Origin of the sequence: Mycobacterium sp. SMC-13 (genome assembly GCF_045311035.1) — a bacterium.
Taxonomy (GTDB): domain Bacteria; phylum Actinomycetota; class Actinomycetes; order Mycobacteriales; family Mycobacteriaceae; genus Mycobacterium.
This window is the reverse complement of the sequence record NZ_JBJIAI010000074.1, coordinates 1-1,860: the sequence shown is the minus strand read 5'-3', so window position 1 is coordinate 1,860 and position 1,860 is coordinate 1. Positions and strand designations below refer to the sequence as shown.

Annotated in this window: 4 pseudogenes; all 4 read left to right on the top strand. The window is 64.0% G+C overall.

The window, feature by feature from the left end:
• Positions 1-400: 400 nt before the first annotated feature.
• Positions 401-976, top strand: a pseudogene (locus tag ACJH6I_RS31695) (IS630 family transposase); the annotation flags it as partial.
• 29 nt (positions 977-1,005) lie between these two features.
• Positions 1,006-1,320 (top strand): annotated as a pseudogene (locus ACJH6I_RS31690) (transposase); the annotation flags it as partial.
• Positions 1,321-1,398: 78 nt separating this feature from the next.
• Positions 1,399-1,566: pseudogene (locus tag ACJH6I_RS31685) on the top strand (integrase core domain-containing protein); the annotation flags it as partial.
• Between the two features lie 145 nt (positions 1,567-1,711).
• Positions 1,712-1,860, top strand: a pseudogene (locus ACJH6I_RS31680) (porin); the annotation flags it as partial.

The window sequence follows — 1,860 nt, the reverse complement described above, 5'->3', positions numbered from 1 at the left end:
ATCCCGGGGCCGCTGGTACCGGCAATCATCCATCACGGCCACCTCAACGGCGGCCCACACGCAAGGAATCCCTATGACTATCAAGGCTGTTCATCGTTTCGCGGTAGCGATCGCCGCACCAGCGGCCGCCTCCGCACTAGCCCTCTCCGCTCCGGCAACCACGCAAGCGGCAGGCCATGGTGCGGCACCGCCAGCCACATTCAGTGCTCCAACGCGACCCAGTCCCGGCCATCACGACAAGTGCTGGTTAATCCCACCGCACGGCAATTGCGACAGCGGCCACGGCGGTTGGGGCGGCGCGCACGGAGCCTGGGGCGGCGGCCAGGGCGGCCAGGGAGGCCATCGCTAGTGTTGCGTGTCGTTAATTCATTTACGTTTGGTTGGCCGCAAGAATTAGCGGATGTATACGGCCGCAGCATTGCAGTTGCGTGATGGTGACCGGGCTCGACTGGAGTCGTTGACACGGGCTTCGACGGTGAAGGCAGGACTGGCGACCCGGGCGCGGATCGTGCTGCTGGCCGCCGACGGTATGCCCAATACCGATATCGCCGACCGGACGGGCACCACGCGGCGCACGGTGCTCGAATGGCGTGGCCGCTACCAGGATTGCGGTATCGAAGGACTCGATGACGATCCCCGGCCGGGGCGTGCGGCGGTGATCGACGAGATCGCGGTGTTGTCGGAAACATTGGCGGACAGGGGCAAACCGCCGGCCCATCTGGGGGTCACGCACTGGTCTGCACGGTTGATGGCCACCCGGTTGGGAATTTCATTCGCCTCCGTGGCTCGCATCTGGCGCAAATGGAACATCCAGCCGCACCGGGTGGAAACCTTCAAGTTCTCCACCGACCCGGAGTTGGAGGCCAAGTTGCGTGAGGTGGTCGGGCTGTATCTGGACCCGCCCAAAGGAGCGGTGGTGGTCAGCGTCGATGAGAAATCCCAGATCCAGGCCCTGGACCGATCTCAGCCGATTCTTCCTCCACGATCTCGGGGGAACCACACTTCGGCGTCGGGGTCGAGCTGGCCGGTCAGTTCCTCGTTATCGCTGGGGACAACCCCGAACGGATCCGCAACGAGAAAGCCTTCGCAAAACTCTGTGGCGTGGCCCCACAGCCCGCCAGCAGCGGACGAACCACCGGCCGCCATCGCCTCTGCCGCAGCGGCGACCGCCAAGCCAACAGTGCCCTCTACATCGTCACTATCGTGCGACTACGCCATCACGAGCCGACCCGCGCTTACGTCGAACGACGTACCAACGAAGGACTCGGCAAAAGAGAGATCATCCGGTGCCTCAAGCGCTACATCGCCCGGGAGATCTACGCCAACCTCCCACGACCACAAGACAACTCACTGACCCGAACAGCCAACCCGCCGCGGCTTGACAAACATAGGAGCAGCGAACGCTACAACCGGACGCTGCAATGCGAATGGTCCTATCGCCGGGTTTTCGTCTCCAACGCAGACCGCGCCCGAGCCCTTGCACCTTGGGTCGAGTTCTACAACACTCAACGCCGCCACAGCGCACTCGACGGACTACCACCCATCAGCCGACCGCGACCAACCTGATGGCCGAGTACAGCTAGGGCTTATGCTTGGCGCCGGCAACGAATTCGGGGCGGCGGCGGCAGACCAGGGTCTCCTGGTCTTGTCGGCGCCGTCGCCGTGTGCAAGGAACTTCATACGGCACATCAAACTCGGAAAGGTGGGGACCATGAGGGTGGTTGGTCGGGTGCTGTTGGCGATGGCAGCGGCGGTGTCGTCGCCGTTCCTGGGCGCGGGGGCGGGGACGTCCCATGCGGGTCTGGACAATGAGCTGAGCCTGGTCGATGGTCAGGATCGGACGTTGACGGTGCAGCAGTG